Below are 25,069 nucleotides of genomic sequence, written 5' to 3'. Positions count from 1 at the left end.
TCTAAACAAAACCTGTGACACTTCCGACGTAGGTCAATAGTAGACATTTGAACGCGCTACTACTTAAGGTTAAAAGAAAAACCGTTGTATATCATTCCACGTTACTACTACCATCAATACCATTAGAAGCATGATTCCAACAAAATGTACCATTCCTTCTTTTTGCTTATCGACTGGTTTTCCGCGAATAGCTTCAAATAAGAAGAATAAAAGTCGCCCACCATCAAGTGCTGGAAGCGGCAACAGATTCATAATACCTAAGTTAATACTTAATATAGCTGCCCAGTGCATTAAATTATATACACCTGATTGAGCAACTTCTTCAGTCGCTTTATAAATACCCACAGGACCTGATAAATCATCAATTGAAAAATTACCTGATACCAAAGTACCCAATAAAGTAAATATACGTTTTGTCCATTCATACGTTTGTTCGGCTCCGAAAGCTACTGCCTTAATCGGATTTTTTTCTAGTGGACTAACATATTGAACACCAATTTGGCCAACTTTTTCTTTACCAGAAGTAACTTCTTTTGGTGTCATCGGAATTTCTATTAATTGTCCATTACGATTTACTGTAAAATTCATTTTTTCATTTGGGCTTAGTTTTATTTCCTCAGACAGTTCTTCCCAAGTAGAAATGGAATTTCCATTTATTTTAGTTACTAAATCTCCATCTTTCATCCCTGCTTGCGCTGCCGGACTGTCAGCTACTACTGTTGTTATGACCGGTTCATAAGTTGGAACTCCTTGGAGTAATCCTATTAATAAAAAGATGAAAAATGATAATACAAAGTTAAATAGTGGTCCTGCAAAAATGGTCATCGATCTTTGACCAACTGTTTTAGATCCAAACTGACGATCAAATGGTGCAATGAATGTTTCCTTGCCATTCTCATTTAGTACAGCATTTCGTGCTACTTTATATCGGACTAACTTCTCTTCCTCATCATATCCCTCGATATACATTTCTTTCGATAAGTCTGATTTCTCGACTTCTAAGAAAAGCATGTCCGGAAATTGCTTATTTTGATTTAATACAATTTGATCTATTTCATCGTTAACATTTAGATGTATACCTAATCGATAACCTGGCTGAAGTTCGACAGAGTCCAAGTCTTCCCCAGCCATTCGAACATATCCACCTATCGGCAATAATCGAATGGTGTACATTGTTTCGCCTTTTGTCATTCCATAAATTTTCGGTCCCATACCAATAGCAAACTCTCGCACCATTATTCCTGCTCTTTTCGCAAAAATAAAATGCCCTAGTTCGTGAAAAAAAACAATACTACCAAATATAATAATAAACGCAATGGCCGTTTCCATCATACCCCACCTTTATAGTAAAACAGCTTATCCTACATTATTTCCTCATTTTATCATGTTTTGAACGTTTTTTCTTGTATTAGCATCGACAGTTAAAATCGTTTCTAAATCTGGACTAGAAATGTTAACATGTTCATTCATCGCTCGTTCAATTAATTCATCAATTGTTAGAAATGCAATTTTCTCTTGCAAAAATAAGGCAACTGCTGCTTCATTTGCAGCATTTAATACGGTAGTCATTGTCCCACCAGCTCTACCAGCATCGATAGCAAGTTTTAAAGCATGATATCTTGTATAGTCCATTTCTTCAAAATGTAACTTACCAATCTCAACTAAGTTTAATCTTTTGGCATTGGAACGATCTAATCGGTTCGGATAAGATAATGCATATTGTATCGGAACTCTCATATCAGGCGTTCCTAACTGTGCAATGATACTTGTATCTTGAAACTCAACCATGGAGTGAATAATGCTCTCTCTATGTAGTAAAACTTCAATATCATCATAAGAAGTATCAAATAACACATGTGCCTCAATTACTTCTAATCCCTTATTCATCATCGTAGCACTATCAATCGTTATTTTCGCACCCATTGACCAGTTTGGATGATTTAAAGCATCCTTTACCGTCACATTTCGTAACTCTTCTCTTGAGCGATCACGAAAGCTTCCGCCTGAAGCAGTAATGATTATCTTAGAGATTTCAGATTTCCTTTCTCCATTCATTGCTTGGAAAAGTGCAGAATGCTCACTATCTACTGGTAATATTGGAACATTATTTTCTTTTGCTGCTTTCATAACAAGATGACCTGCAGTAACAAGCGTCTCTTTATTTGCAAGAGCTATTGTTATTCCTTTTTTTATCGCTTCTAGTGTTGGGTTTAAACCAACACTCCCAAGAACCGCATTTACAAGAACATCTGCATTTGTATTTGCAGCCACTTGAACTAATCCTTCATCCCCGAAAAAAACTTGTACTTTCGGAAATTCCGTTTGTAATTGACGAGCGTCTTCTTCAAGAGAAACAGAAACTACTTCCACTGGAAACTGTTTCAAAATTTTTCGAGTCTCTTCGATATTTTTACCAGCAGAAAAAGAAACTAATTGAAACTGATTCGGATGTTCTTTAATTATATCCAATGTTTGTATTCCAATAGAACCTGTTGCTCCTAATAAACTTATTCTTTTTGTCATGATTTAATGTCTTCTCCTTATACAAAATGTAAAAAGTGCAATAACGGAATGACAAAAAGTAAACTGTCAAAACGATCTAAAATTCCACCGTGTCCAGGCAACAATTTACCTGAATCTTTTACATTATAATGTCTTTTTATGGCCGATTCTACCAAGTCACCTAACTGTCCAAAAATAGAAGCAGCTATCGTTATTCCCACTAAAATGAGATAAGAAGAGCTAAATGGAGTAATCCATTGAAGGATGAAGGCAGCAATAATTGCCCAAACAATTCCTCCAATAAAGCCTTCTATCGTTTTATTTGGTGAGATATCCGGCCATAGCTTTCTTTTCCCTATTTTTCTACCAGTAAAATAAGCACCTGAATCGGTTGTCCATACTACTAGTAAGGCGAATACTACATATGTTAATCCAATTTCTCTAGTTTCTATAAAATAATAAAAACCAATCCCTACATATAATGAGGCCATAATTGCAAAAGCAGCATCATCAAATGTAAATCGATTTTTCACTAATACTGTATAAATAAGCATTAGAAAAATTGCTACAAATAGCCACTCTAGTTTCGTATGTCCAGTTACTTGTAATAAATCAGTTGTAATAGATGAAGGGATTAACAATAGGAATAAAAGTAGTATTGATATAAGTCCAGCAATCGAAATTAATTTAATACCCTTCATTCTTAAAAGCTCAAATAACCCAATAGTTGCCATCAAATAAATTACGATGTTAAAAACGGGTCCCCCTAACAATACAATCGGTACAAACAATGCAAAAGCAATTGCCCCCGTTATAATACGTTGTTTCAATTAACTTCTTCCCCCTTAAGGCCACCATATCTTCTGTTTCTTTTTTGATAGCTTTCAATCGCATCCATCAAACAAGCTTCATCAAAATCAGGCCATAGCGTATCTGTGAACCAAAACTCTGTATAAGCAAGCTGCCAAAGCATAAAATTACTTAGACGAACTTCTCCGCTTGTACGAATAAGCAAGTCAGGTTCGGATAAATCTTTCGTCATTAAATAATTGTCAATCAGTTCTTCTGAAACAGTATCTGTAGAAATTTTTCCTTCTTGCACTTCATTCACTATTTTTTGGACAGCTTGCACAATTTCATCTCTACTACCATAATTCAAAGCAAAGTTTAATATTAGTCCATCATTGCTCGCTGTTCTTTCCATTGCTTTCATAACTGCTCTTTTAGTATGTTCAGGTAAGGTTTCAATATTTCCCATCATTTTTACACGAACATTTTGTTCAATCAACTCGGGTAAATATGTTCCTAAAAACTCCTCAGGAAGACGCATTAAAAAATCCACTTCTAACTTAGGCCTTTTCCAATTTTCTGTAGAAAAAGCGTAGAGTGTTAGCGTCTTTATCCCAATTTCATTGGCAAACCGTGTTATTTTCTTTACAGTTTTCATACCTTCATAGTGACCAGCAACACGTGGTAGGGATCTTTTTTTCGCCCATCTTCCGTTTCCATCCATAATAATTGCAATATGGTCTGGTAATTGTTCTTGTTGAGCTATTTCTTTTCTCTTCATTAAATCGTTACTTATCGTTTGTTCATTTTTACGAATAAGTTTTTTTAGCATACTGAATCCTCCACTTTAAACCAATTCGGAACATATATATCCTATCATATCAAATTTCTTCTTATATTACTGCATTGAAATTTGGAAAAGCTGCAGAATCCGCCATGTTGCTCATGATTCCACCTCGATGTATAACCTTAAGAGTAGATGGCATCTGGAGCTGAGCAATTTTCTGAGTAAAAAAGTTAAGCTTTCCCTTCTCAAAGGATGCTTGAGGAAATTGTTTATACTCTCCTCATTAATTTAAAAAGACGTCCCACTAAAAGGACGCCTTTTCCCTACAGAAAGTTCAAAACTTAAACTTCCATAATTTCTTTTTCTTTTTCTTTCGTAATTGCATCGATTTTATCAATGTTAGAGTCAGTAAGTTTTTGAATTTCTTCTGTATAATTTCTTAAATCGTCTTCTGTAATATCTCCAGACTTTTCAAGTTTTTTCAGATCATCATTACCATCACGGCGAACATTTCGAATATTAACTTTTGCTTCTTCCGCTTCTTTTTTCACTTGCTTTACTAAATCTTTACGACGCTCTTCTGTTAGAGCAGGTATTGCGATACGAATAATTGAACCATCATTTGTAGGTGTGATACCTAAATCTGACTTCATAATAGCTTTTTCGATATCACCAAGAATTGATTTGTCATATGGTTGGATTGTTATTAATCGTGCTTCTGGAGTTGAAATACCAGCCATTTGATTAAGTGGAGTTGGTGCACCATAATAATCTACTGAAATTTTGTCAAGCAATGATGCATTTGCACGACCAGCTCGAATGGAAGCAAGCTCTCGACTATAAACTTGTATCGTTTTTGCCATTTTATCCTTCGTTTGCTCAATTACTTGTTTCGGCATTATGAATTCCTCCTAACGACTGTACCTATCGTTTCACCTAGAACAGCCCTTTTAATATTTCCTTTTTCCATTATTGAGAATACAATAAGTGCGATATCATTGTCCATACATAATGTAGAAGCTGTTGAATCCATCACTTGTAAACCTTGTTGAATCACTTCAATAAATGAAAGTTCATCATATTTTATTGCTGTTGTATCGGTTTTTGGATCAGCAGAATAAACACCATCCACATTGTTTTTAGCCATTAAAATAACATCTGCTTCGATTTCTGCCGCTCTAAGTGCTGCAGTTGTATCTGTTGAGAAGTAAGGATTTCCTGTTCCAGCAGCAAAAATAACTACTCGTTTCTTTTCTAAATGACGAATTGCTCTTCTACGTATGTATGGCTCTGCAACCTGACGCATTTCAATAGAAGTTTGAACACGTGTCTCAATACCTGATTTCTCAAGTGAATCTTGTAATGCAAGTGAATTCATAACAGTAGCAAGCATACCCATATAATCTGCTGTCGCACGATCCATACCCATTTCGCTTCCTACTTTACCTCGCCAAATATTTCCTCCACCTACTACTACTGCAACTTCTACACCTAGTTCAACTACTTCTTTTACTTGCTCTGCTACAGATTTAATAATATCGGGTGATAGTCCGAAACCTTTTTCTCCAGCTAACGCCTCGCCACTTAATTTTAAAACGATTCTTTTGTATTGTGGTGTGCTCATAGGTATCCTCCATCTCTTTTCTTGAAAAATAGGGAACACAAATTACGTGCTCCCTAGTAGTTTTGTCTATTTAGTGAAAAATACTTTTCGAAAGATTCTTCACTTTATTAATTTTACAGAAATACTTTTCTATTTAGTAACTGTCCAGCTGCAGACGCCAGCCGCTCGAGGTCAAATGCCAATTTCCTGCGGTGGCTGAGGAACTGCCTCCTCGGAAACCGTCATTTGCTTGTCGCAGCTAAACGGCGTCTTCCGCATTTCTAATTAGTTACCTTTAACTTGGCTCATTACTTCTTCTGCAAAGTTATCTTCGCGTTTTTCAATACCTTCACCAACAGCATAACGTGTAAATGATTTTAAGTTGCCACCAGTTGATTCAACGAATACGCGAACTTTTTGATCTGGATTTTTAACGAAAGTTTGGTCTAATAGGCAAACATCTTCGAAGTATTTTCCAAGACGACCTTCTACCATTTTCGCAACGATATTTTCAGGTTTACCTTCATTTAACGCTTGTTCTGTTAATACTTTACGCTCACGCTCAACTTCTTCAGCAGATACTTCATCACGTGAAATGTAAGCTGGGTTTAATGCAGCAATGTGCATTGCAACATCTTTCGCAGCTTGTTCGTTATCAGAACCTTCAAGTACTGTTAGAACACCAATACGTCCACCCATGTGAAGGTAAGGACCAAATGCATCAGCATCTGTTTTTGTTTCGATAACAAAACGGCGAAGAGTAATTTTTTCTCCGATTTTTGCTACAGCGTTAGAAATAGCATTTTCTACTGTAACCCCTTCTTCGATTGTAGAAGCTAAAGCTTCTTCTACTGAAGATGGCTCAGTTGCTAATAAATGTGAAGCTACTTGTAGTACTAATTGTTGGAATGCTTCGTTTTTTGCAACGAAGTCTGTTTCAGCATTCATTTCTAATAATACAGCTTTGTTTCCTTCTACTTGAATAAAAGTAGTACCTTCTGCTGCAATACGATCTGCTTTTTTAGCTGCAGAAGAAAGACCTTTTTCACGTAAAAAGTCGATTGCTGCTTCTAAATTACCGTCTGTTTGAACTAATGCTTTTTTACAATCCATCATACCTGCGCCAGTTTTTTCACGCAATTCTTTTACCATTTGTGCTGTAACTGCCATTTTATATTCCTCCTAGTACAAATAAATTCAATGTCTCAAAAAAAGGTGATAAGTGGTTTGGCCGCTTATCACCTGTTACTTACATGTGTTTACTCAGCAGCAACTTCAGCTGGAGCTACTTCGTCTTCACCTTGTCTTGCTTCAAGTAATGCATCCGCCATTTTAGCAGTTAATAATTTTACTGCGCGAATTGCATCGTCATTTGCAGGAATAACATAGTCGATTTCATCTGGATCACAGTTTGTATCAACGATTCCTACTAATGGAATGTTCAATTTACGAGCTTCTGCTACAGCAATACGCTCTTTACGTGGGTCAACTACGAACATTACATCCGGAATAGCTTTCATATCACGGATACCGCCTAAGAATTTAACAAGACGCTCATGTTCTTTTTTAAGTTGAACAACTTCTTTTTTAGGAAGTACAGAGAAAGTACCGTCTTCTTCCATTTTTTCAATCGCTTTTAGACGAGCTACACGTTTTTGAATAGTACCGAAGTTAGTTAAAGTACCACCTAACCAACGTTGGTTGATGTAGTAGTTACCAGAACGTTCAGCTTCTTCTTTAATAGCTTCTTGAGCTTGTTTTTTAGTTCCAACAAATAGAACTTTACCACCGTCTTGACCTACTTGACGCATGAAGTCATAAGCTTCTTCTAATTTTTTCACCGTTTTTTGTAGATCGATGATGTAGATTCCGTTACGTTCAACAAAAATGAATTTTTTCATTTTTGGGTTCCAACGGCGAGTTTGGTGACCAAAGTGTACACCAGCCTCAAGTAATTGTTTCATAGAGATTACTGACATGATTATTTCCTCCTAGTTTGGTTTAGTCTTCCGCATTCATCATTTTTCATTAGCAACTCTATAAATAGAGCACCTGCTAATTCCATCCGAACTGCGTGTGTATTCATACCGTATTGTAATATACCATACATATTTAACACTTTCAACTATTAGTTTTTAAATTTCAGGAAAAGCTCCACTTCTGTTTTACCTATTTGCAAAAGTTTTGCTATTTCATCAATACTTTTTCCTTCTTCTTCATAAAAGAGTACTTTTTCTTGAATTGTAACAGGATTTTTTTTCTCTTTCGATGCTACCGATTTTAGATAGCTGTTAGCGGCAAGAACTTTAGACACATACGATTTAGGTTGTTCAAAAGTAAATGGCTCTTTCTCATTCGTTGCTTTAGGAACAATTTCAACAGTAGATGCTGCAATCGATTTTTCAGTATTTCTCAATTCTTGTAAAAGTCGATTATTTTCATCCTTTATTTCTGCTATATAAGCTACAAAAGAATCTTCCATTTCTGCTAAAACTTGGTCTTGTTTTTTTTCTATGTCATTTAATTTACTCAACTTCGAATATAACAAAGCTATTACATAAAAACTAATTAATTGTAGTAAAAACAAAATTACTAATACGATAGATGTCATAATTACTCCTATCCACTATAATCTACAAAATTTCCTTTGAAGGGATGCTTGGCCTGTTTCTGTTCTTGTTCTTTTTTTTCACGTTTTTTTCGTTCTTGCTCTTCTTTATCTCTTTCACCATCTGTCAAATGAGCTTCTGCTGTATTGTTCGATTTGGTAACTGTTTCTCTATTTTTTTCTAATTGTCTTTCGGAGGCAGCTTGAGCGTTTGCTTGGTTCACAGAATTTTGCTGTTGAAGTTGGTCTGCTACTTTTCCCGCATCAAATGTTTTAGGAATTGCAATTTGAAGTTCGACACCTTTTAGGCTCATTTCATCTGCCCCTTTACTATTTTAAGAATATGTATTCTCTCGTTTAAGATATTGTTTTGCACGATATCCTTAATATAACTAACGATTCTTCACATAAGGTTGATAACTATGTTCATTCGCTTTTGCGCTTAGCCCCTCAAGAGCTTACTAAGGCGCTTTCGCTTTTTAGGCATTTATCATTTCATTTACTAATAGTTTTCTTAATTTGAATAAAGCTTTTGAATGGATTTGCGAAATTCTTGAAGTAGATAGCCCAAGCATTTCACCAATCACTGTAAGGGTTAGCTCTTCTGTATAAAAAAGACTCAAAACTAGCTGTTCGTTTTCGTTTAATAAGTGGATTTGATTGGCAAGATCATGAAGCAATTCTCGTTTAACCATTTGTTGCTCTGGTGTTTTCTGTGTATCATCCCTAATAACGAATGATTTACTTTCCATTTCCTCATTATCCTGTAGTTGCTCATCAATGGACAAAACATTAGAAAAAAAATGCTCTTGAACAGTTTGATATACATCGTCTACTGGCATTTCTACAAAGTCTGCAATTTCTTCTGCAGTAGCATGTCTCATCAATCTTTGTTCAAGTTCTTCAATTTTCAATTCTAGTTTTTTCGCTTTCTCACGAGAAGATCTTGGAAGCCAATCTTCTTTCCTTAATCCGTCAATTATCGCTCCTCTAACTCTAAATGAAGCATATGTATCAAATTTCAAATCTCTCGAATAATCAAATTTATTGAGAGCATCAAATAAACCCATCATTCCTAGGCTTTTAAGTTCGTCTCTAGATATATTTTTAGGGATACTTGCACCAATACGTTGAACATGGTAGGTAACAAGTGGTGTATATTTACGTATTAGTAAATCTCCAGCTTGAGGATCTTTGCTTTCTATCCATTTTTCCCAAAGAAGTTGCTCTTCTGTCGAATTATGTTTTCCCACAATTGTCCCCCTCTCCGAATATATCGTATGTATATGTTTATTATAACAAATTAATATATGAAATGCGCAAGCGCCTTTGTCTGCCCCGACAAGCACGCTCTTTTGCTGCGACGAGCTTGCGCAGGAGCAAATGTTCTTCCCCAAAGAAGTCGTTCTTTGACTTCAATGGGGAAGGTTATTTGACCTCGAGGGGCTAGGCGCTGGAGCTGGATCCATACTGAGTAAAAAAGTTTATAGTTTCTTATTTTATAAAAAATGGGGAGTCGAAACAATATTCGACCCCCTCTTACTGCCAAAGAAACGCAACATTCATCGTTACTTGACACGTATTGACTACTAGGCGTTTTCAAGGAGCCTACGTATAAATATTATTCGTCTTCATTCAGCATAGATTTAATAACTTTCGCCATTTCTTCTGATGAAGGAGTCTGGGAATGTCCTACTACATTAGATGAACCAATTATTTCTCTTGATACAACGGGTGTTTCCATTACAAAAGCAATAATAGCACGTATTATAAAAGTGACAAAAAATACAATAATAGCAATTACACTTGCATTGAATAAAATATTTACAGCATTAATAAAAGGATAAGTGGAAAAAAAGTAAATACTAAAAGCAAAGAGTGCAGCCCAAAAGTTTGATAGAATTGTTCCTACCATTATATTTCTCTCACCCCTTGGTTAACAGTTCGGATATTTAACACACTTGTGGAAGGATTAAATTCTATCGTTCTTCCACTGTTACCACCTGTTTCTTCGGATATAATCGGAATTGTAAATTTTTTCAACTGTTCTTTTACTGCTTCAACGTTTCTGGGTCCAATTCGCATCGTGTCTTTACTTGAGGTAAATTGAAACATTTGTGCTCCTCCAGCGATTTTCGCACGCAATTTATACGGTTGTACACCTTCTAATTTAAGTTGTTCTACCATTGCCGAAATACCTGTATCTGCAAATTTCGCTATATTGATATTTTCCGCTCTACCCAAACTAGAATCTGGTAACATTACATGGATTAATCCTGCTGTTTGTGATTTTTCATCATAAAGAACAACACCAACACATGATCCAAGACCAGAAGTTCTAATTGTATTCGGTGATTTTACAATGTTCATATCCGCAATACCGACTTTGACTACTTGTCCTTGTCCAATCATACTAGTTTACTCCTAATGCATTAAAAATAGCTTCAAATGATTCAGGATCAGGTAATAAGAAAAAGTGTCCTCTTACACTTTCTTCGTTCGGTACATCTTCCTCATTAATTGCTGTATCGATTACAATTACATAATCGCTTACATGAGAAACTTCTACTAAACCAAAACTAATAATTGCTCCTACCATATCTACACTTAGCGCAGGAACGGTAGGATAGATTTTCAGCTGTGTGAAATCAGAAAGAGCCGATAAATAAGAACCTGAAAGAATATTACCGAGTTCTTGCATTGCAGATGCACCAATATCAGAAATTTCTCCAGTTTGAAAATCAAAATGCTCATCTTGAACTAACCTTCTAATAAAACGATTAGCTTGTTCAACTGGCAACACAAAAAACATACTACCAGTAACATCTCCTTCAATACGAAGATAGATTCCAGCCACAACATTTTCTGGCCCACCTGCGAGATCCATCATTTCATCAAAAGTTACCATTTCGACTTTTGGAACTTTCATATCTATTTTCTTATTCAATAGTGTGGATAATGATGTAGCTGCGTGCGCAGCACCTATATTTCCTATCTCTTTTAATACATCTAAATGCATAGAAGTGATATTTTTCTCATACATAGCTTAAACACCTGACTTTATTGGGTTTAATACAAGATTTAAATGGAGAAGTATTAACAAACGACTGTCTAGTTTTGCTACACCTGCAATAAAATCTTGCTCTAATCCTCCAACTACTTCTGGCTGAGGCTCAATTGCATCCATTGGAATATCTAATACATCGTTAGCAGAATCTACTATTACGCCTACGTGCATATCTTCTAATGTAATAATTATAATTCTGGAAGATTCGTTTAATACACTCTCCCCAAGACCAAAGCGGTTTTTTAAATCGATAATAGGGGTTACGACACCTCTTAAATTAATGACACCTTTTACATATGAAGGTGTTTTAGGTACACGTGTAATATGAATTAATTTTTCAATGCCTTGCACTTGACTTACAGGAATTACATATTCTTTATCCGCTAATTGAAAAACAACAACTTTTAAATTTTTAACATCCACAGTTTCTGTCATATAGATTACGCATCCTTCCAAAGAGAATTACTCTTAAATTATCAATGCATTACAGTCAACAATTAGTGCGACTTTACCATTCCCTAAAATAGTTGCTCCTGAAATAGCAAATACACTAGTCAAGTATGTTCCAAGTGATTTCAATACAATTTCTTGTTGGCCAATAAATGAGTCTACAACTAATCCAGCAAGCTTATCTCCTTTACGTACAAGAACTACTGAATGGAATTCATCTTCATTACTTTCTTTTGGTACATCAAACACATCTTCTAAAAATACTAATGGAACAACTTTTCCACGGAAGTCAATTACTTTCTGATTATGTGCATTTAATATATCAGAAGATCGAATGATAGCAGTTTCTATTATGGACGATAATGGAATTGCATAAATTTCTTCTCCAAGTTCCACTAACATGACAGAAATAATGGATAATGTTAATGGTAGCTGAATGGAAAATAACGATCCTTTTCCTTCTGTTGAAGTAATGTCAATTGTTCCACCTAGAGACTCAATCGTTGTTTTCACAACATCTAAACCTACACCACGACCTGAAACATCTGAAATTACATCCGCAGTCGAAAAACCTGAAGATAGTATTAGCTCAGCTACTTGTTTATCGGTTAAAGTAGTAGCCATTTCTTCGGATACAATTCCTTTTGAGATAGCTTTTTTCAGTACTTTTTGGCGATTTATCCCTGCTCCATCGTCCTCAATTTCAATAAAGACATGATTTCCACTATGGTATGCTCGAAGAACAACTGTTCCCTCTTCTGGTTTACCGTTTGCTTTTCGGATTTCTGGGCTTTCTACTCCATGATCTAAAGAGTTTCGAATTAGATGAACTAGTGGATCTCCAATTTCATCAATGACTGTACGATCAAGTTCTGTTTCTGCCCCAATAACTTCTAGATTAATTTTCTTATTGAGATCTCTTGCTAATTGTCGTACCATCCGTGGGAAACGATTAAATACTGTTTCTACAGGAACCATACGCATATTTAAAATAATGTTTTGTAAATCTCCAGTGATACGTGACATTCGTTCGACTGTTTCATCTAATTCACTATTACTCAAATCCTCCGAGATAGATTGAAGTCGTCCTCTATCAATTACAAGCTCTTCAAATAAATTCATCAAAATATCTAAACGTTCAATATTTACACGAATTGTTTTGTTCCCTGCTGTTTGACCTTTAGACGGAGTTGACTTTTCAGCTTCAGTCGGTTGTGATTTAGTTATATTTGCTTTTGCCTCATTATGCACTTCTTTTTGTAGTTTTTCTTCCACTAAGTCTAATGCATTATTTTGACGATTTTTTAATTGTTCAATAGTAACTGGAATTACTTTAACTTCTGTTACTTCTGAAACTTTCATAAGTTTCTTTTGTACATCGTCCTTAGGTTCATTGGTAACAAGTGCGATATAGAATAAGTTGTCGAATTCTTCATCTTCCAACTTTTCAACTGGCGGGGAAGATTTAATGACGTCTCCCATTTTTTCTAATAATTCAAAAACCATATAAACTCGAGCCGCTTTTAAAAGACAATCTTCTCTCAATTCTACTGAAATTTCATAAGTCTGATAATTTTGCTCAAATGATTGCTGAATTACTGTTAACTCATAATCATCATAGGATAACCAATTATCCTGAGACGTTTCTGCTTCCACTTTCGCTTCAACAATTGTAGCTGCTACAGGAACTTCTTCACCTGTTTCAATCAAATGAAGCTTTTGAACAGTATCTGCTACGTTCAACTTTCCGTCTCCACCCGCGGCAATATCTAATACCATTTCCTCTAATTGATCAACTGCTATAAATACAACATCTAGTAATTCAGGAGTTACCTGCAATCCATTATTTCGAATGATATCTAAAACATTTTCCATTTTATGAGTTAAGTTGGCGATATCTTCATAACCCATTGTCGCCGACATACCTTTTAATGTATGAGCAGATCGAAAAACTTCATTTACAATAGCAATGTCTGATGGATTTTTTTCTAGTTCTAATAAATGTTCATTACAAGCTTGTAAATGTTCTTTACTTTCTTCTATAAACATTTCTAAATATTGGTTCGTATCCATTAATTAGCACCCCTTTAAGGCAAGTATTGTTTAATTACTTTTGCTATATTTTCTAGATCAGTTACTTCATTTACCAAGTTGGTTTCCACGGCTGCTTTTGGCATACCGTAAACGATGCATGTGTTTGCTGATTCTGCAATTGCAACTACATTTCCGTTTTCCTTTAATTTTTGCAATCCTTTGGCTCCATCAGAACCCATCCCTGTCATAATGACAGCTATTTTATCAAAATCATTAAAATTACTATTATCTTCAAATAGAACATCTACTGATGGACGATGCCCAGCTCTAGGTGGCTCTATATTATCTAAAACAATTGTATAAACATTTCCAGTTCTTTTTATTCGTAAATGATATCCTCCAGGAGCTATATATGCATGTCCATCGTGTAAAATATCACCATTTTGCGCTTCCTTTACTTCTATCTCTGACAATTGATTTAGTCGATCTGCTAGAGATTTTGTAAATCCTGCCGGCATATGTTGAACAATAAGCACAGGGGCTTTTATGTCCTTTGGAAGGTTTGTAATTACTTCTTGAAGTGCTCTTGGTCCACCTGTAGAAGTGCCAATTAATACCATATTTTTCTTGGTTTTATTCCAACTTTGCACTTTCGTAATCGAAGTTTGAATAGTTTCTATCACGTTATTATCCACAAAACTACTTGCTAATTTTGTTTCACTCTTGCTAAAAGTTTTTTTCATTTTTGTAATGGAAACATTTGCTGCATTTTCAACTTTTTCTACTAACTCTTCTTTAATTTTATGTAAATCTAATGAGATCGTTCCACTCGGTTTTGCAATAAAGTCAACTGCCCCAGATTCCATCGCAAGAAGCGTACTCTCTGTACCTCGTTGTGTAGTACTTGATAACATAACTACTGGAACAGGAGTTTCAGACATAATTTGTTTTAGTGCATCTAAACCATTCATTTCTGGCATTTCTACATCCATTGTTACTACATCTGGATGAAGAGATTTTATTTTTTGAATGGCATCTTTCCCATTTCTTGCAATCCCAATAACTTCAATAAGCTTACTTTCGCTGAAGAAGTCTGTTATTAGCTTCCGCATAAAGGCAGAATCATCGACAATCAGAAGTTTCTTTTTTTGCAACAGCTCCATCGGTTCACAACCTCCTCGAAAAAATTTTTTTCAATCGAGATATGAATTTACTTTGTTTAGGAACGTCATCTACGTCGAGCTCAAATTCGGTGAATCTACTAACGATCTGTTTCAATTTTTTGGTTATTTCCGCATGAGGATATAGAATTGAGAATGGGACCTGCTCTTTTACTGCTTTTCGAACGACTGCATCTTCAGGTAACGACCCTAGGATGACAATTTCTTTCGATAAAAACTTAGACATTGCCAATTTTAACCTAGAAGTCGTATCCGTTGCTTCTTCCTCATCGAAGGCTCTATTACATAAAAGAAAGAAGTTTTTATCTTGGTCCTTGTAATAAATAAATTTCATCATCGAATAAGCATCTGTTATTGAAGTCGGTTCTGCGGTTGTGATGACAATAATATCATCTACTGAAACTAGCAAATCCAACGTTTGATTTGTAGCACCAGCTCCCATATCAAACACAATATAATCGAAGTTTTTTTGTAAAAACTCAAAAGCTTCTACTAGTCGATTAAACATGGCATCCGTCCATTCCAATACACCGGATAATCCAGATCCTCCAGAAATGTATTGAAGACCATTTGGACCTTCAAACATTACTTCTTCAATTGATGCTTCCCCTACTAAATAGTCTTTCAAATTAGTAGGGACTGTTTTCCCAAGTAAAATATGAATATTTCCCATACCAATATCCATATCAATTAAAACGACTTTTTTACCAATAGAACTTAAAGTTGTTGTAAAGTTCATCGAAAAATTACTTTTTCCAACTCCGCCTTTTCCACTTACAACTGCGATGGAACGCCCTAACTTATTTTGACTACGAAGCATTTGCATTCTTAATTCTTCAGCTTGATCTCTCATAACGAATCCCCTTTAAAAATAAACTGAGTAATTCATTTAGATTAGATTCCACAATATCTTCCGGTACTTCTTGACCATCCGTATAGTAAGCAAGTCCCTTCTTATATTTAACCATTAAATTAATAATTGAGCCAATAGAATTTGTTTCATCTAGCTTTGTAAAAATGAATTTTTCAATTGGGAAGTCAATAAATTGTTCAATAATTACTTCCATATCTTTTTGTTTGGACGTTGATGAGAGAACGAGAAAAGTTTCCGTATTCTCCTTAAAGTCAATCAACTTCTGTAAGTCTTCTACAAATTTTATTTCTTTATAATTTCGACCAGCAGTATCGATAAATACAATATCAAGCAATTCAAACTTTTTCATCGCTTCCTGTAAATCTTTTTCACTGTAAACTATTTCAATGGGTGCTTGAAGTAATCCAGCATATGTTTTTAATTGTTCAATAGCTGCAATTCGGTATGTATCGGTCGTTATGAAACCTACTTTTTTCTTTTTCTCTAATACTGCTCTTGCAGCCATTTTTGCAATAGTCGTTGTTTTTCCAACACCGGTAGGACCTAGCACATTAATATATTTCTTCTGATATGAGATTCCGCCAAATGGTAACTCATTAAGATGTGCAGCTAAGCATTTTTCAGTAAGATGAATTTGATCTTCCAACTCAACTTCTTCATTTTTTTGTTTCATATGCACAAAAAGCTCATCACTTACTGTTGTGATAAGCTCCTCTGCTAACTCTTGTTCCTTCAGATAATCAATAATTGCTCCAAATTGTTCTGGATAATTATCATTCATCCGTGGGCGTTGAATTGATTTAACCATTTGCTTTAAGTCTTCTAATTCTCTCTTAATGTCGTCAGACATTTTTTCTGGATAATCTATTTGTATAGTTGGAGTATCTATTATGTTCGAATGACTTTCAAATGTATCCATACCTGCTAACACTTCAATAGACTTCTTTTTAAACAAACCTAAAAACCCTTTTGAATAAACAACCTTAGAATTTAAAATTACTGCTTCCTCGCCTAGCTCTTTTCTTATTTGTTTCATCGCTTCAGGCATTGTGCTTGCAGAATATTTTTTCATTTTCATTCTATGTTCACCACCCCAACACTTTGTACTTCAATGGAAGATTCTAATTCGTTGTAAGATAGAATCGGTATTTGAGGAAAATATCGTTCTGTCATTTGACGTAAATACATTCTAACTGCTGGTGAGCATAAAATAATTGGTGATTGTTCCAATAATGATGCTCGTTCTACTTCTCTTGCCATAGATTCCAATATTGTTTGTGAATCATTTGGATCTACGGATAAATAATTTCCATGTTCAGTTTGCTGAATGCTATCTGCTATTAATTTCTCCACTCTACCTGAAACAGTAAGAACTTTTAATATATGACTATTTCCAGCATATTGTGATGTAATTTGTTTTGCCAATGACTGTCGTGTATATTCAGTTAATATATCGACATCAGAAGTCATTTTTGAATAATCTGCAAGTGTTTCAAAGATAATTGGCAAATTTCGAATCGACACATGCTCACGCAATAAATTCCCTAACACTTTTTGTATCTCTCCTACTGTTAATGGTGTAGGAGTTAATTCGTCCACAAGTATCGGGTACGTTTCTCTAATGTGATCGATAAGTTGTTTTGTTTCTTGACGACCTAGTAATTCATTCGCGTTATTTCGAATAATCTCTGTCATATGTGTAGAAACAACACTCGGAGGATCGACAACAGTATAGCCGAGTATTTCAGCTTCTTCCTTTACTGATTCCGAAATCCATTTAGCCGGCAATCCAAAGGAAGGCTCGATTGTGTCAATTCCTTCAATCGAATCATCATCTCCAGGACTCATAGCTAAATAATGATCTAACAACAGTTCACCACGTGCCATTTCATTTCCTTTTATTTTTATCCGATATTCATTTGGCTGTAATTGGATGTTATCGCGAATACGTACAACAGGAATAACTACTCCAAGTTCTAATGCTAGCTGTCGACGAATCATAACTACACGGTCGAGCAAATCTCCACCTTGAGCAGCGTCTACTAAAGGAATTAGCCCATATCCAAATTCAAACTCGATTGGATCTACGTTTAATAGATTAATAACATTTTCAGGACTTTTCATATTGTCTGTAGTAGCTTCTTCTTCATATTCTTCGATTTCACTTGGATCTTCTTTACTAGACTTATTCATGACATATGCTCCAGCTGCTAATGCAATCGCAATTGGAAAAGTAATAAATACTCCAATTGGAGTAACTATACCAAGTAAAGCAATCGTACCTGCTGCAACATAAAGTAATTTAGGTTGTGAAAATAACTGACTCGTAATATCACTACCTAGATTTCCTTCAGAAGCTGCTCTCGTAACAACAATACCAGTTGCAGTTGAAATTAATAATGCAGGAATTTGAGAAACTAATCCATCCCCAACCGTCAAGGTAGAGAACAATACTGCGGCTTCTCCGAATGGAAGTCCTAACTGTACTACACCAATAATAATTCCAACTGTTAAGTTTATGAGAACAATAATAATACCTGCGATAGCATCACCTTTTACGAATTTTGTTGCTCCATCCATTGCTCCGTAAAAGTCTGCTTCTCTACTAACCTTCTCTCGTCTTTCTCTTGCTTCCTTCTCTGAAATCATTCCAGCGTTTAAATCCGCATCAATACTCATTTGTTTACCAGGCATTGCATCTAATGTGAATCGAGCAGCTACTTCAGATACTCGCTCCGCACCTTTAGTAATAACAATGAATTGAATAATCACTAATATTGAGAATACAACTAAACCTACTAGAATGTTGCCTCCAGTTACAAAAGTACCAAAGGTTTCAACAACTTTTCCAGCATCCCCTTCCGACAATATCGCTCTCGTTGTCGATACATTTAGTCCAAGTCGGAACAAAGTAACTAGCAAAAGTAAAGGAGGGAATACAGAAAATTGAAGAGCCTCTTGCATGTTCATTGCAGTCATTAATATGAGCAATGCGATGGTTATGTTAATAATTATTAGGAAGCTCAATAACCAGTGAGGAAGAGGTATTACTAGCATCGCCACAATTGATATTACAGATGCTAATACAGTTATATCGCGGACTTGCATATACTTCCACCTCAATCTTTACCTTTAAATTTTTTGTTTAATACGATATACATAAGCAAGTACTTCAGCTACGGCTTTGAAAAATTCATCCGGAATTCGTTGACCAACTTCTACTTGATCGAACATAGCACGAGCAAGTGGACGGTTCTCTACCATTACTACATCATTTTCTTTTGCGATAAGCTTTATCTTTTGTGCAACAAAATCAGCACCTTTAGCAACAACTGTTGGAGCATCCATGGACTCATCATCGTATTTAAGAGCAATTGCAAAGTGAGTCGGATTTGTGATAACTACATCTGCAGTAGGAACCTCTTGCATCATTCGACGCATAGCCATTTCCCTTTGTCTCTGCCTAATACGAGATTTAATAATCGGATCGCCATCGGAATTTTTATGTTCATCTTTAATGTCTTGTTTCGACATCTTTAGATTTTTTTCGTAGTCAAACCGTTGATAAAAATAGTCTAAGACAGAGATAAATAATAAAACAATAGAAGCAGCTATTCCCATCATTCCTGTTAACCAACCAACTGTAGAAAGAGTATCCCAAGGCGTTTTAAATGATAATGAAAGTACTTGTTCTAAATTCATCCATAAAACAAGAGTTGTAACGGAACCGATAAAAGATATTTTTAGTATAGACTTCAAAAGTTCAATAATCGCTTTAAGCGAAAATATTCTTTTTAATCCTTTAATTGGATCAATTTTTTTCAAATCAAACTTTAATGGCTCCGTTGTAAACAATAACCCGAATTGAAAGAAATTAGCTGCAATAGCAGCAACAACTGCAACCCCCATTATTGGTAGTAAAATAACGGCCATTTCCATCAGTAAATCTTTATATATTTGTACAGTTGTTTCAATAGAAAGAGTTTCTATTAACATATATTTTGTAAAGGTAACACTGAAAAAAGAAAATATTTCTGTTCTTAAAAATCCTGCACTGAAAAATAGAAACAAGAAAACGGATAATAATACAATCGCACTTGTTACATCAGGACTTTTTAGTACTTGTCCTTTTTTACGAGAGTCTTGTCGCTTTTTAGGTGTCGCTTTTTCCGTTTTTTCCCCGGCAAAAAATTGTAAATCCAATCGGAGCATGAACATATTAGCCACCACCTAAAATTATCATTAAATCACGCATACTTATGACCATAATATTAAATAATTTTTGAACAAGCGCCATTAAGACCCCCATCATCACAAGAAGCACTAAAAAGCTAACGCCAATTTTAATAGGAAAACCTACGACGAAGATATTTAATTGGGGTACTGTTCTTGCTGTAATACCTAATGCAATATCTACTAAGAAAAGAGTTGCTACAACCGGTATAGACATTTGAAATGCTACCGCAAATACACCAGCAAAAGTTTTCACAATAAATTCAACATAATGTTCCTCTCCAAAAGGAGGCCAGGATAGCTCCATTGGTACAAACTGATAACTATAAAAAATTCCATCTAATAATAGGTGATGCCCATTCAACGCTAATAATAGTAGGAGTGCTAACGTATTCAAAAATTGTCCTATAAGCGGACTTTGTGCTCCGGTTTGTGGATCTATTACATTCGCAATGGCAAAGCCCATTTGAAAGTCGATAAATCCACCGGCGATTTGAATCGCAGACATGATGATATAAGCAAGTAATCCGATGAATAATCCAACGATTACTTCTTTCATTATTAATAATATGTAATCTCCATTTACTTCAAATGGTTCCACATCGATTGTATAGTACATCATCCAAGAAATAACTACAGCAAAGGCAATACGATGTGTAGCAGGGATAGTACGATGTGAAAAGAGTGGTAATGTTACGAAAAAGGCAGAAACACGTGCAATAACAAGCAATAATACAGTTAACTTTGGTAATATTTCTTCCATAGAATCAACCAATGTATCTTATTAAATTTTCAAAGATATCCGAAGCATAGGATGTCACTTGCGATAACATCCACGGTCCAAAAAAGACGATGGCAACTAATACAGCGACAATTTTCGGGACAAATGCTAACGTTTGCTCTTGAATTTGCGTCGTTGCTTGGAAAATACTTACGGCAAGACCAGTTATTAATGCGATTAAAAGTAGGGGACCTGATGTAAGAAGAATGACCCAAATCGCTCGCTCTGCAATCGAAATTACCATTTCATTACTCATTACGATCAGCTCCTAAAAACTTTGTAAGATGGATTTCATGACTAAATACCAACCATCTACTAAAACAAATAATAATATTTTAAACGGTAAAGATATCATTACCGGCGGCAACATCATCATACCCATAGACATTAAAACACTGGCCACAATCATATCAATAACTAAAAAAGGTATAAAAATCATAAAACCAATTTGAAATGCCGTTTTAATTTCACTTAACGCAAATGCAGGAACCATAACAGTTAATGGAATATCGTCTATTGTTTCTGGTTGTTCTGCTTCTGCGTACCTTAAAAACAGTTCCAAATCTTTTTGCCTAGTATGTTTACTCATAAATTCTTTAAATGGACCGCTTGCATTCTCATACGCCTCTTCCAATGTTATCTCTTCATTAAAAAGAGGTGTTAGTGCTTCTTCATTCACTTGCTGGAATGTTGGTGCCATGATGAAAAAAGTTAAAAATAATGCTAGTCCTACAATTACTTGGTTCGGGGGCATTTGCTGAGTAGCGAGTGCCGTTCTAACAAATGATAGTATTATGACGATTCTAGCAAAAGAAGTCATTAATATGAGAATACTAGGTGCCAAAGATAAAACCGTAAGCAATAGCATCAATTTGATGGAAGTGGAGACATTTGACGGATCACTGTCCGAAAAAAACTGGACGAAATCATTCATTTTTTTCTCGCTCCTTTGTCTTCCAATCGTTCAATACATCGCTACGGTCTTTTTTGATTTCTTGTAATCTTTTTTGGAACGTTTCGTTAAATGAAGAATTGTTTTTTTCGTTATTCTTTCCTTTAGAAAGATTCTTACCTTTTAAATGACTAAAAAGTTCAGCTATATATGGTATCGACTTTCCGATATCTTGCTTATCCTCATAAATTTTCGTGAGCTTGTCTATCTCATCAGGATCCGATATTTCTTTTAACAAATAAATATCCTCCCCAATACCTACTAAAAACAATGAGTTTCCTGCTTGAAGCAGCTGTACAGATTTCCCTTGACCAAGTCCGACTCCACCAAGGTTTTGAATAAGCTGATTTTGTTGAAAGCTTCTATTTTTACTATTAACAAAACGTAACAACCCATACAGCAATAAAATAACAAATAATAATGCAAAAATTATTTTCACATAATCCCAGACTGAAACAGAAACTCCTTCAGAAGGAATATCTGTTTCTGTCGTTGGTTCATCTTCTATTACTGGAGTAGAGTCTTTATCTGTCTTATTTTGTAGCTTTTTAAGATTCTCTTCAACCGTTTCAGTTGGATCAGTTGCTGCATGAACCTCCACCTGAAACGAAAATATTAATAGAATACAAATGATACTATATATGAGGGTAGTCTTCCTCTTCATTTCATTACCCGATAGCTTTTGAAATAGCTTCAATTACTCTATCTGCTTGGAATGGTTTTACGATAAAGTCTTTTGCACCAGCTTGGATTGCATCAATAACCATCGCTTGTTGTCCCATAGCAGAACACATAATAATAACAGCATTTGGATCTTTTGCTTTAATTTCTTTTAAAGCAGCAATTCCATCCATTTCAGGCATTGTAATATCCATTGTTACTAAATCTGGTTTTAATTCTGCATATTTTTCAACTGCTTGAACACCATCTCCAGCTTCTCCAACTACTTCAAAACCATTTTTGGATAAAATATCTTTGATCATCATGCGCATAAATGCTGCATCATCAACTATTAAAATTCTTTTCGACATATTATGTCTCCTCCAGTGTTATCTTAAATTATGAATACGCTCTGCTTGGCTTAAAATATCTGTAATTCGAACTCCAAAATTCTCATCAATGACAACAACTTCACCTTTAGCAATATGTCTATTGTTTACTAGAATATCTACCGGTTCGCCTGCTAGTTTATCAAGTTCAATGATGGATCCATTCGTAAGTTCCAGAATATCTTTCACAGTTCGTTTTGTACGACCTAATTCTACTGTTACTTGAAGTGGTATATCAAGTAGTAAATTCAAATTTCTTGATTCATTTTGTGTTAAGCTAGGTGCATCAAAACTAGCAAATTGAGCTTGCTGCACTTCCACTTGTGGTGTTTGTGCACGGGGTTGAGTAAACTGCATTTGCACTTGTGGCGCAGCTTTTTCCTGAACCTTTTGCGTTGCAACCGGTCTAGTTTCTACTCTTTCTTCTACAAGCGTTGCAGCTACTTCTTGCTGATCTTCATCTGCCCCCATTAAAGATTTTACTAGTTTTAATCCAAAATCAAGCGGCAATAATTGCATAATATTAGAATCAATTAGTTCTCCTATTTTTAATCGGAAAGACACTTTAATAAGTAAATCTTCATTTGGAAGAGCATCTACACCTTCATCAACTTGAAGATTCATCAAATCGATTGAAGGAGGGGATATATCCACTTTTTTATTAAATACTGTCGACATAGAAGTTGCTGCAGAACCCATCATTTGGTTCATTGCTTCTTGCACGGCACTTAACTGAATCTCACTTAGTTCAGGATTTGGGTTAGTACCATCTCCTCCAAGCATTAAATCCGCGATAATCGCTGCATCAGATTGCTTTATAACAAGCAGGTTCATCCCAATTAGTCCAGCAGTATATTGCACTTGGACCGCCACATAAGGATGAGGGAACTCCTCTTTTAACTTGGATCGATTAATCATATTGATATTAGGAGTTGTAATCTCAACTTTCTGCCCTAAAAGAGCAGATAATGCTGTTGCAGAACTCCCGAAAGAGATATTACCTATCTCCCCAAGCGTATCTTGTGCAAAAGTATCTAAATAATCTTCTACATTTATCTCGCTTACATCATTTTTTCTTTCTTCTTCAATTGTCGTTCCTCTAAGGAGGGCTTCAATTTCTTCTTGGGAGAGCATATCATCACTCATCATCATCCTCTCCTCCTTTCAAAGTTTCGATGACTTGTACAGCCATTCGTTTTTTTAGTTTACCAGGTTGTGCTTTAAATTTTGGAATATCTCCAACTTTTATCAGTAATGAATCATCAATTTTAGCATTCAATTGAATGACATCACCTAATTGCAAATACAGTAAGTCTTCCATCGATATTTCTGTATTTCCTAACTCTGCAACGATTGGAATCTCAGCTGCTTTTACACGTCTCTCCAATACTTTTAGCTGTTCAGGAGAAACTTCTTTTTTGTTAGTTTGCATCCAGTATCTAACAGATAAGTTCGGGACAATAGGCTCTAAAACGACATGTGGTATACAAATATTAATCATCCCACTTGTTTCTCCAATAACTGTATTGAACGAAATAACAACAACTGTTTCATTTGGTGAAATCATTTGTAAAAATTGCGGGTTAACTTCAAGTTCCGAAAGGATAGGATCTATGTCCGCAATATTAGCCCACGCTTCACGAAGATTATCAAATGAACGTTCAAACAAGTTAGTCATAATTTTCGTTTCAATTTCGGTTAAATTATCAACTTTTGTATGTGTATCTCCCTTTCCACCCATAAGAAAATCTAACATGGAATAAGCAATATTCGGGTTAATCTCCATTAAAATATTACCTTCGAGTGGCGGAACTTCAAAAACATTTATTAGTGTCATATGAGGTACCGATCGAATAAATTCTTCAAATGGAATTTGATCTACGGACACTACAGAAATTTGTACATAAGTTCTTAACTGGGCAGAAAAAAATGTTGTTAATAATCGGGCAAAATTTTCGTGTATACGAGTTAAACTTCGGATTTGATCTTTAGAGAAACGAAGCGCACGTTTAAAGTCATATACTCTTACTTTTCGTGATTCTTGATCGCTTTTCATTTCATCTGCGGTCATTTCCCCCGTCGAAAGCGCGCTTAACAACGCATCTATTTCTGATTGAGATAATATATCTCCTGCCAATCTGCCCACCTCCATTCAAAAA

28 protein-coding genes are annotated in these 25,069 nt (G+C 35.3%); all 28 read right to left on the bottom strand.

Annotated features, from left to right (window positions below):
• Window positions 1-69: 69 nt before the first annotated feature.
• The 28 genes from rseP to fliM all read right to left on the bottom strand — a co-directional run bounded on the left by rseP (window position 70) and on the right by fliM (window position 25,047).
• Window positions 70-1,329, bottom strand: a complete 1,260-nt coding sequence (gene rseP, locus FG384_RS05000; protein WP_142641487.1) for an RIP metalloprotease RseP — start codon at window positions 1,327-1,329, stop codon at window positions 70-72.
• Between the two features lie 45 nt (window positions 1,330-1,374).
• Window positions 1,375-2,523 carry a 1-deoxy-D-xylulose-5-phosphate reductoisomerase gene (dxr, locus tag FG384_RS04995; RefSeq protein ID WP_142641486.1) on the bottom strand — a complete coding sequence of 383 codons (1,149 nt, stop codon included), beginning with the start codon at window positions 2,521-2,523 and terminating at the stop codon, window positions 1,375-1,377.
• A gap of 17 nt (window positions 2,524-2,540) precedes the next feature.
• Complete coding sequence (locus tag FG384_RS04990; RefSeq protein WP_142641485.1) at window positions 2,541-3,332, bottom strand: phosphatidate cytidylyltransferase; 792 nt, start codon at window positions 3,330-3,332, stop codon at window positions 2,541-2,543.
• Entirely contained in the window at window positions 3,329-4,123 is a 795-nt protein-coding gene (locus FG384_RS04985; RefSeq protein ID WP_142641484.1) for an isoprenyl transferase, read from the bottom strand. The genes FG384_RS04990 and FG384_RS04985 overlap by 4 nt, the downstream gene beginning before the upstream one ends.
• A gap of 296 nt (window positions 4,124-4,419) precedes the next feature.
• On the bottom strand, window positions 4,420-4,977 hold the full coding sequence (gene frr, locus FG384_RS04980) for a ribosome recycling factor (RefSeq protein ID WP_142641483.1): 558 nt from the start codon (window positions 4,975-4,977) through the stop codon (window positions 4,420-4,422).
• Window positions 4,977-5,702 (bottom strand): UMP kinase, encoded by a 726-nt coding sequence (gene pyrH / locus FG384_RS04975; protein ID WP_142641482.1) that lies wholly within the window; start codon window positions 5,700-5,702, stop codon window positions 4,977-4,979. Before pyrH ends, frr begins: the two co-directional genes overlap by 1 nt.
• 264 nt (window positions 5,703-5,966) lie before the next feature.
• On the bottom strand, window positions 5,967-6,851 hold the full coding sequence (gene tsf, locus FG384_RS04970; RefSeq protein WP_142641481.1) for a translation elongation factor Ts: 885 nt from the start codon (window positions 6,849-6,851) through the stop codon (window positions 5,967-5,969).
• 89 nt (window positions 6,852-6,940) lie between these two features.
• Entirely contained in the window at window positions 6,941-7,660 is a 720-nt protein-coding gene (gene rpsB, locus FG384_RS04965) for a 30S ribosomal protein S2 (RefSeq protein ID WP_142641480.1), read from the bottom strand.
• A 149-nt stretch (window positions 7,661-7,809) separates the two neighbouring features.
• Window positions 7,810-8,292, bottom strand: a complete 483-nt coding sequence (locus FG384_RS04960) for a DUF6115 domain-containing protein (RefSeq protein WP_142641479.1) — start codon at window positions 8,290-8,292, stop codon at window positions 7,810-7,812.
• An 8-nt stretch (window positions 8,293-8,300) separates the two neighbouring features.
• Window positions 8,301-8,603, bottom strand: a complete 303-nt coding sequence (locus FG384_RS04955) for an RNA polymerase subunit sigma (protein WP_142641478.1) — start codon at window positions 8,601-8,603, stop codon at window positions 8,301-8,303.
• A 165-nt stretch (window positions 8,604-8,768) separates the two neighbouring features.
• Window positions 8,769-9,542 carry a FliA/WhiG family RNA polymerase sigma factor gene (locus tag FG384_RS04950; RefSeq protein ID WP_142641477.1) on the bottom strand — a complete coding sequence of 258 codons (774 nt, stop codon included), beginning with the start codon at window positions 9,540-9,542 and terminating at the stop codon, window positions 8,769-8,771.
• Between the two features lie 368 nt (window positions 9,543-9,910).
• Window positions 9,911-10,204, bottom strand: coding sequence for a hypothetical protein (locus FG384_RS04945; protein ID WP_142641476.1), 294 nt, complete (start codon window positions 10,202-10,204; stop codon window positions 9,911-9,913).
• Window positions 10,204-10,701, bottom strand: a complete 498-nt coding sequence (locus FG384_RS04940; RefSeq protein ID WP_142641475.1) for a chemotaxis protein CheD — start codon at window positions 10,699-10,701, stop codon at window positions 10,204-10,206. The genes FG384_RS04945 and FG384_RS04940 overlap by 1 nt, the downstream gene beginning before the upstream one ends.
• Window position 10,702: 1 nt before the next feature.
• Window positions 10,703-11,332: a chemotaxis protein CheC gene (locus tag FG384_RS04935; protein ID WP_142641474.1), complete on the bottom strand. Its 630-nt coding sequence runs from the start codon at window positions 11,330-11,332 to the stop codon at window positions 10,703-10,705.
• A 3-nt stretch (window positions 11,333-11,335) separates the two neighbouring features.
• A complete protein-coding gene (locus tag FG384_RS04930) occupies window positions 11,336-11,791 on the bottom strand; it encodes a chemotaxis protein CheW (RefSeq protein ID WP_142641473.1) in 456 nt (151 codons plus the stop codon).
• A 33-nt stretch (window positions 11,792-11,824) separates the two neighbouring features.
• Window positions 11,825-13,879 (bottom strand): chemotaxis protein CheA, encoded by a 2,055-nt coding sequence (locus FG384_RS04925; protein ID WP_142641472.1) that lies wholly within the window; start codon window positions 13,877-13,879, stop codon window positions 11,825-11,827.
• A 14-nt stretch (window positions 13,880-13,893) separates the two neighbouring features.
• The gene (locus tag FG384_RS04920) at window positions 13,894-15,003 is read right to left on the bottom strand and encodes a protein-glutamate methylesterase/protein-glutamine glutaminase (protein WP_142641471.1); all 1,110 of its coding nucleotides are present in this window, start codon (window positions 15,001-15,003) and stop codon (window positions 13,894-13,896) included.
• A gap of 4 nt (window positions 15,004-15,007) precedes the next feature.
• On the bottom strand, window positions 15,008-15,874 hold the full coding sequence (locus FG384_RS04915; protein ID WP_142641470.1) for a MinD/ParA family protein: 867 nt from the start codon (window positions 15,872-15,874) through the stop codon (window positions 15,008-15,010).
• Window positions 15,858-16,973 carry a flagellar biosynthesis protein FlhF gene (locus FG384_RS04910; RefSeq protein WP_142641469.1) on the bottom strand — a complete coding sequence of 372 codons (1,116 nt, stop codon included), beginning with the start codon at window positions 16,971-16,973 and terminating at the stop codon, window positions 15,858-15,860. The genes FG384_RS04915 and FG384_RS04910 overlap by 17 nt, the downstream gene beginning before the upstream one ends.
• Window positions 16,970-19,003: a flagellar biosynthesis protein FlhA gene (gene flhA / locus FG384_RS04905; protein WP_142641468.1), complete on the bottom strand. Its 2,034-nt coding sequence runs from the start codon at window positions 19,001-19,003 to the stop codon at window positions 16,970-16,972. The genes FG384_RS04910 and flhA overlap by 4 nt, the downstream gene beginning before the upstream one ends.
• A gap of 24 nt (window positions 19,004-19,027) precedes the next feature.
• Window positions 19,028-20,113, bottom strand: a complete 1,086-nt coding sequence (gene flhB, locus FG384_RS04900; RefSeq protein WP_142641467.1) for a flagellar biosynthesis protein FlhB — start codon at window positions 20,111-20,113, stop codon at window positions 19,028-19,030.
• A 1-nt stretch (window position 20,114) separates the two neighbouring features.
• Window positions 20,115-20,891 (bottom strand): flagellar biosynthetic protein FliR, encoded by a 777-nt coding sequence (fliR, locus tag FG384_RS04895; protein ID WP_142641466.1) that lies wholly within the window; start codon window positions 20,889-20,891, stop codon window positions 20,115-20,117.
• Between the two features lie 4 nt (window positions 20,892-20,895).
• Entirely contained in the window at window positions 20,896-21,165 is a 270-nt protein-coding gene (gene fliQ / locus FG384_RS04890; RefSeq protein WP_142641465.1) for a flagellar biosynthesis protein FliQ, read from the bottom strand.
• 12 nt (window positions 21,166-21,177) lie between these two features.
• A complete protein-coding gene (gene fliP, locus FG384_RS04885; RefSeq protein WP_142641464.1) occupies window positions 21,178-21,843 on the bottom strand; it encodes a flagellar type III secretion system pore protein FliP in 666 nt (221 codons plus the stop codon).
• Entirely contained in the window at window positions 21,836-22,558 is a 723-nt protein-coding gene (locus FG384_RS04880; protein ID WP_142641463.1) for a flagellar biosynthetic protein FliO, read from the bottom strand. The genes fliP and FG384_RS04880 overlap by 8 nt, the downstream gene beginning before the upstream one ends.
• On the bottom strand, window positions 22,530-22,892 hold the full coding sequence (locus tag FG384_RS04875) for a response regulator (protein WP_142641462.1): 363 nt from the start codon (window positions 22,890-22,892) through the stop codon (window positions 22,530-22,532). Before FG384_RS04875 ends, FG384_RS04880 begins: the two co-directional genes overlap by 29 nt.
• 18 nt (window positions 22,893-22,910) lie before the next feature.
• Window positions 22,911-24,056 (bottom strand): flagellar motor switch phosphatase FliY, encoded by a 1,146-nt coding sequence (gene fliY / locus FG384_RS04870; protein WP_142641626.1) that lies wholly within the window; start codon window positions 24,054-24,056, stop codon window positions 22,911-22,913.
• Window positions 24,049-25,047, bottom strand: coding sequence for a flagellar motor switch protein FliM (gene fliM, locus FG384_RS04865; RefSeq protein WP_142641461.1), 999 nt, complete (start codon window positions 25,045-25,047; stop codon window positions 24,049-24,051). Before fliM ends, fliY begins: the two co-directional genes overlap by 8 nt.
• Between the last annotated feature and the right edge of the window lie 22 nt (window positions 25,048-25,069).

Origin of the sequence: Psychrobacillus vulpis (assembly GCF_006861825.1) — a bacterium.
GTDB classification, from domain to species: Bacteria; Bacillota; Bacilli; order Bacillales_A; family Planococcaceae; genus Psychrobacillus; species Psychrobacillus vulpis.
The sequence above is the reverse complement of the archived record's forward strand: the minus strand, read 5'-3'. Positions and strand labels throughout refer to the sequence as shown.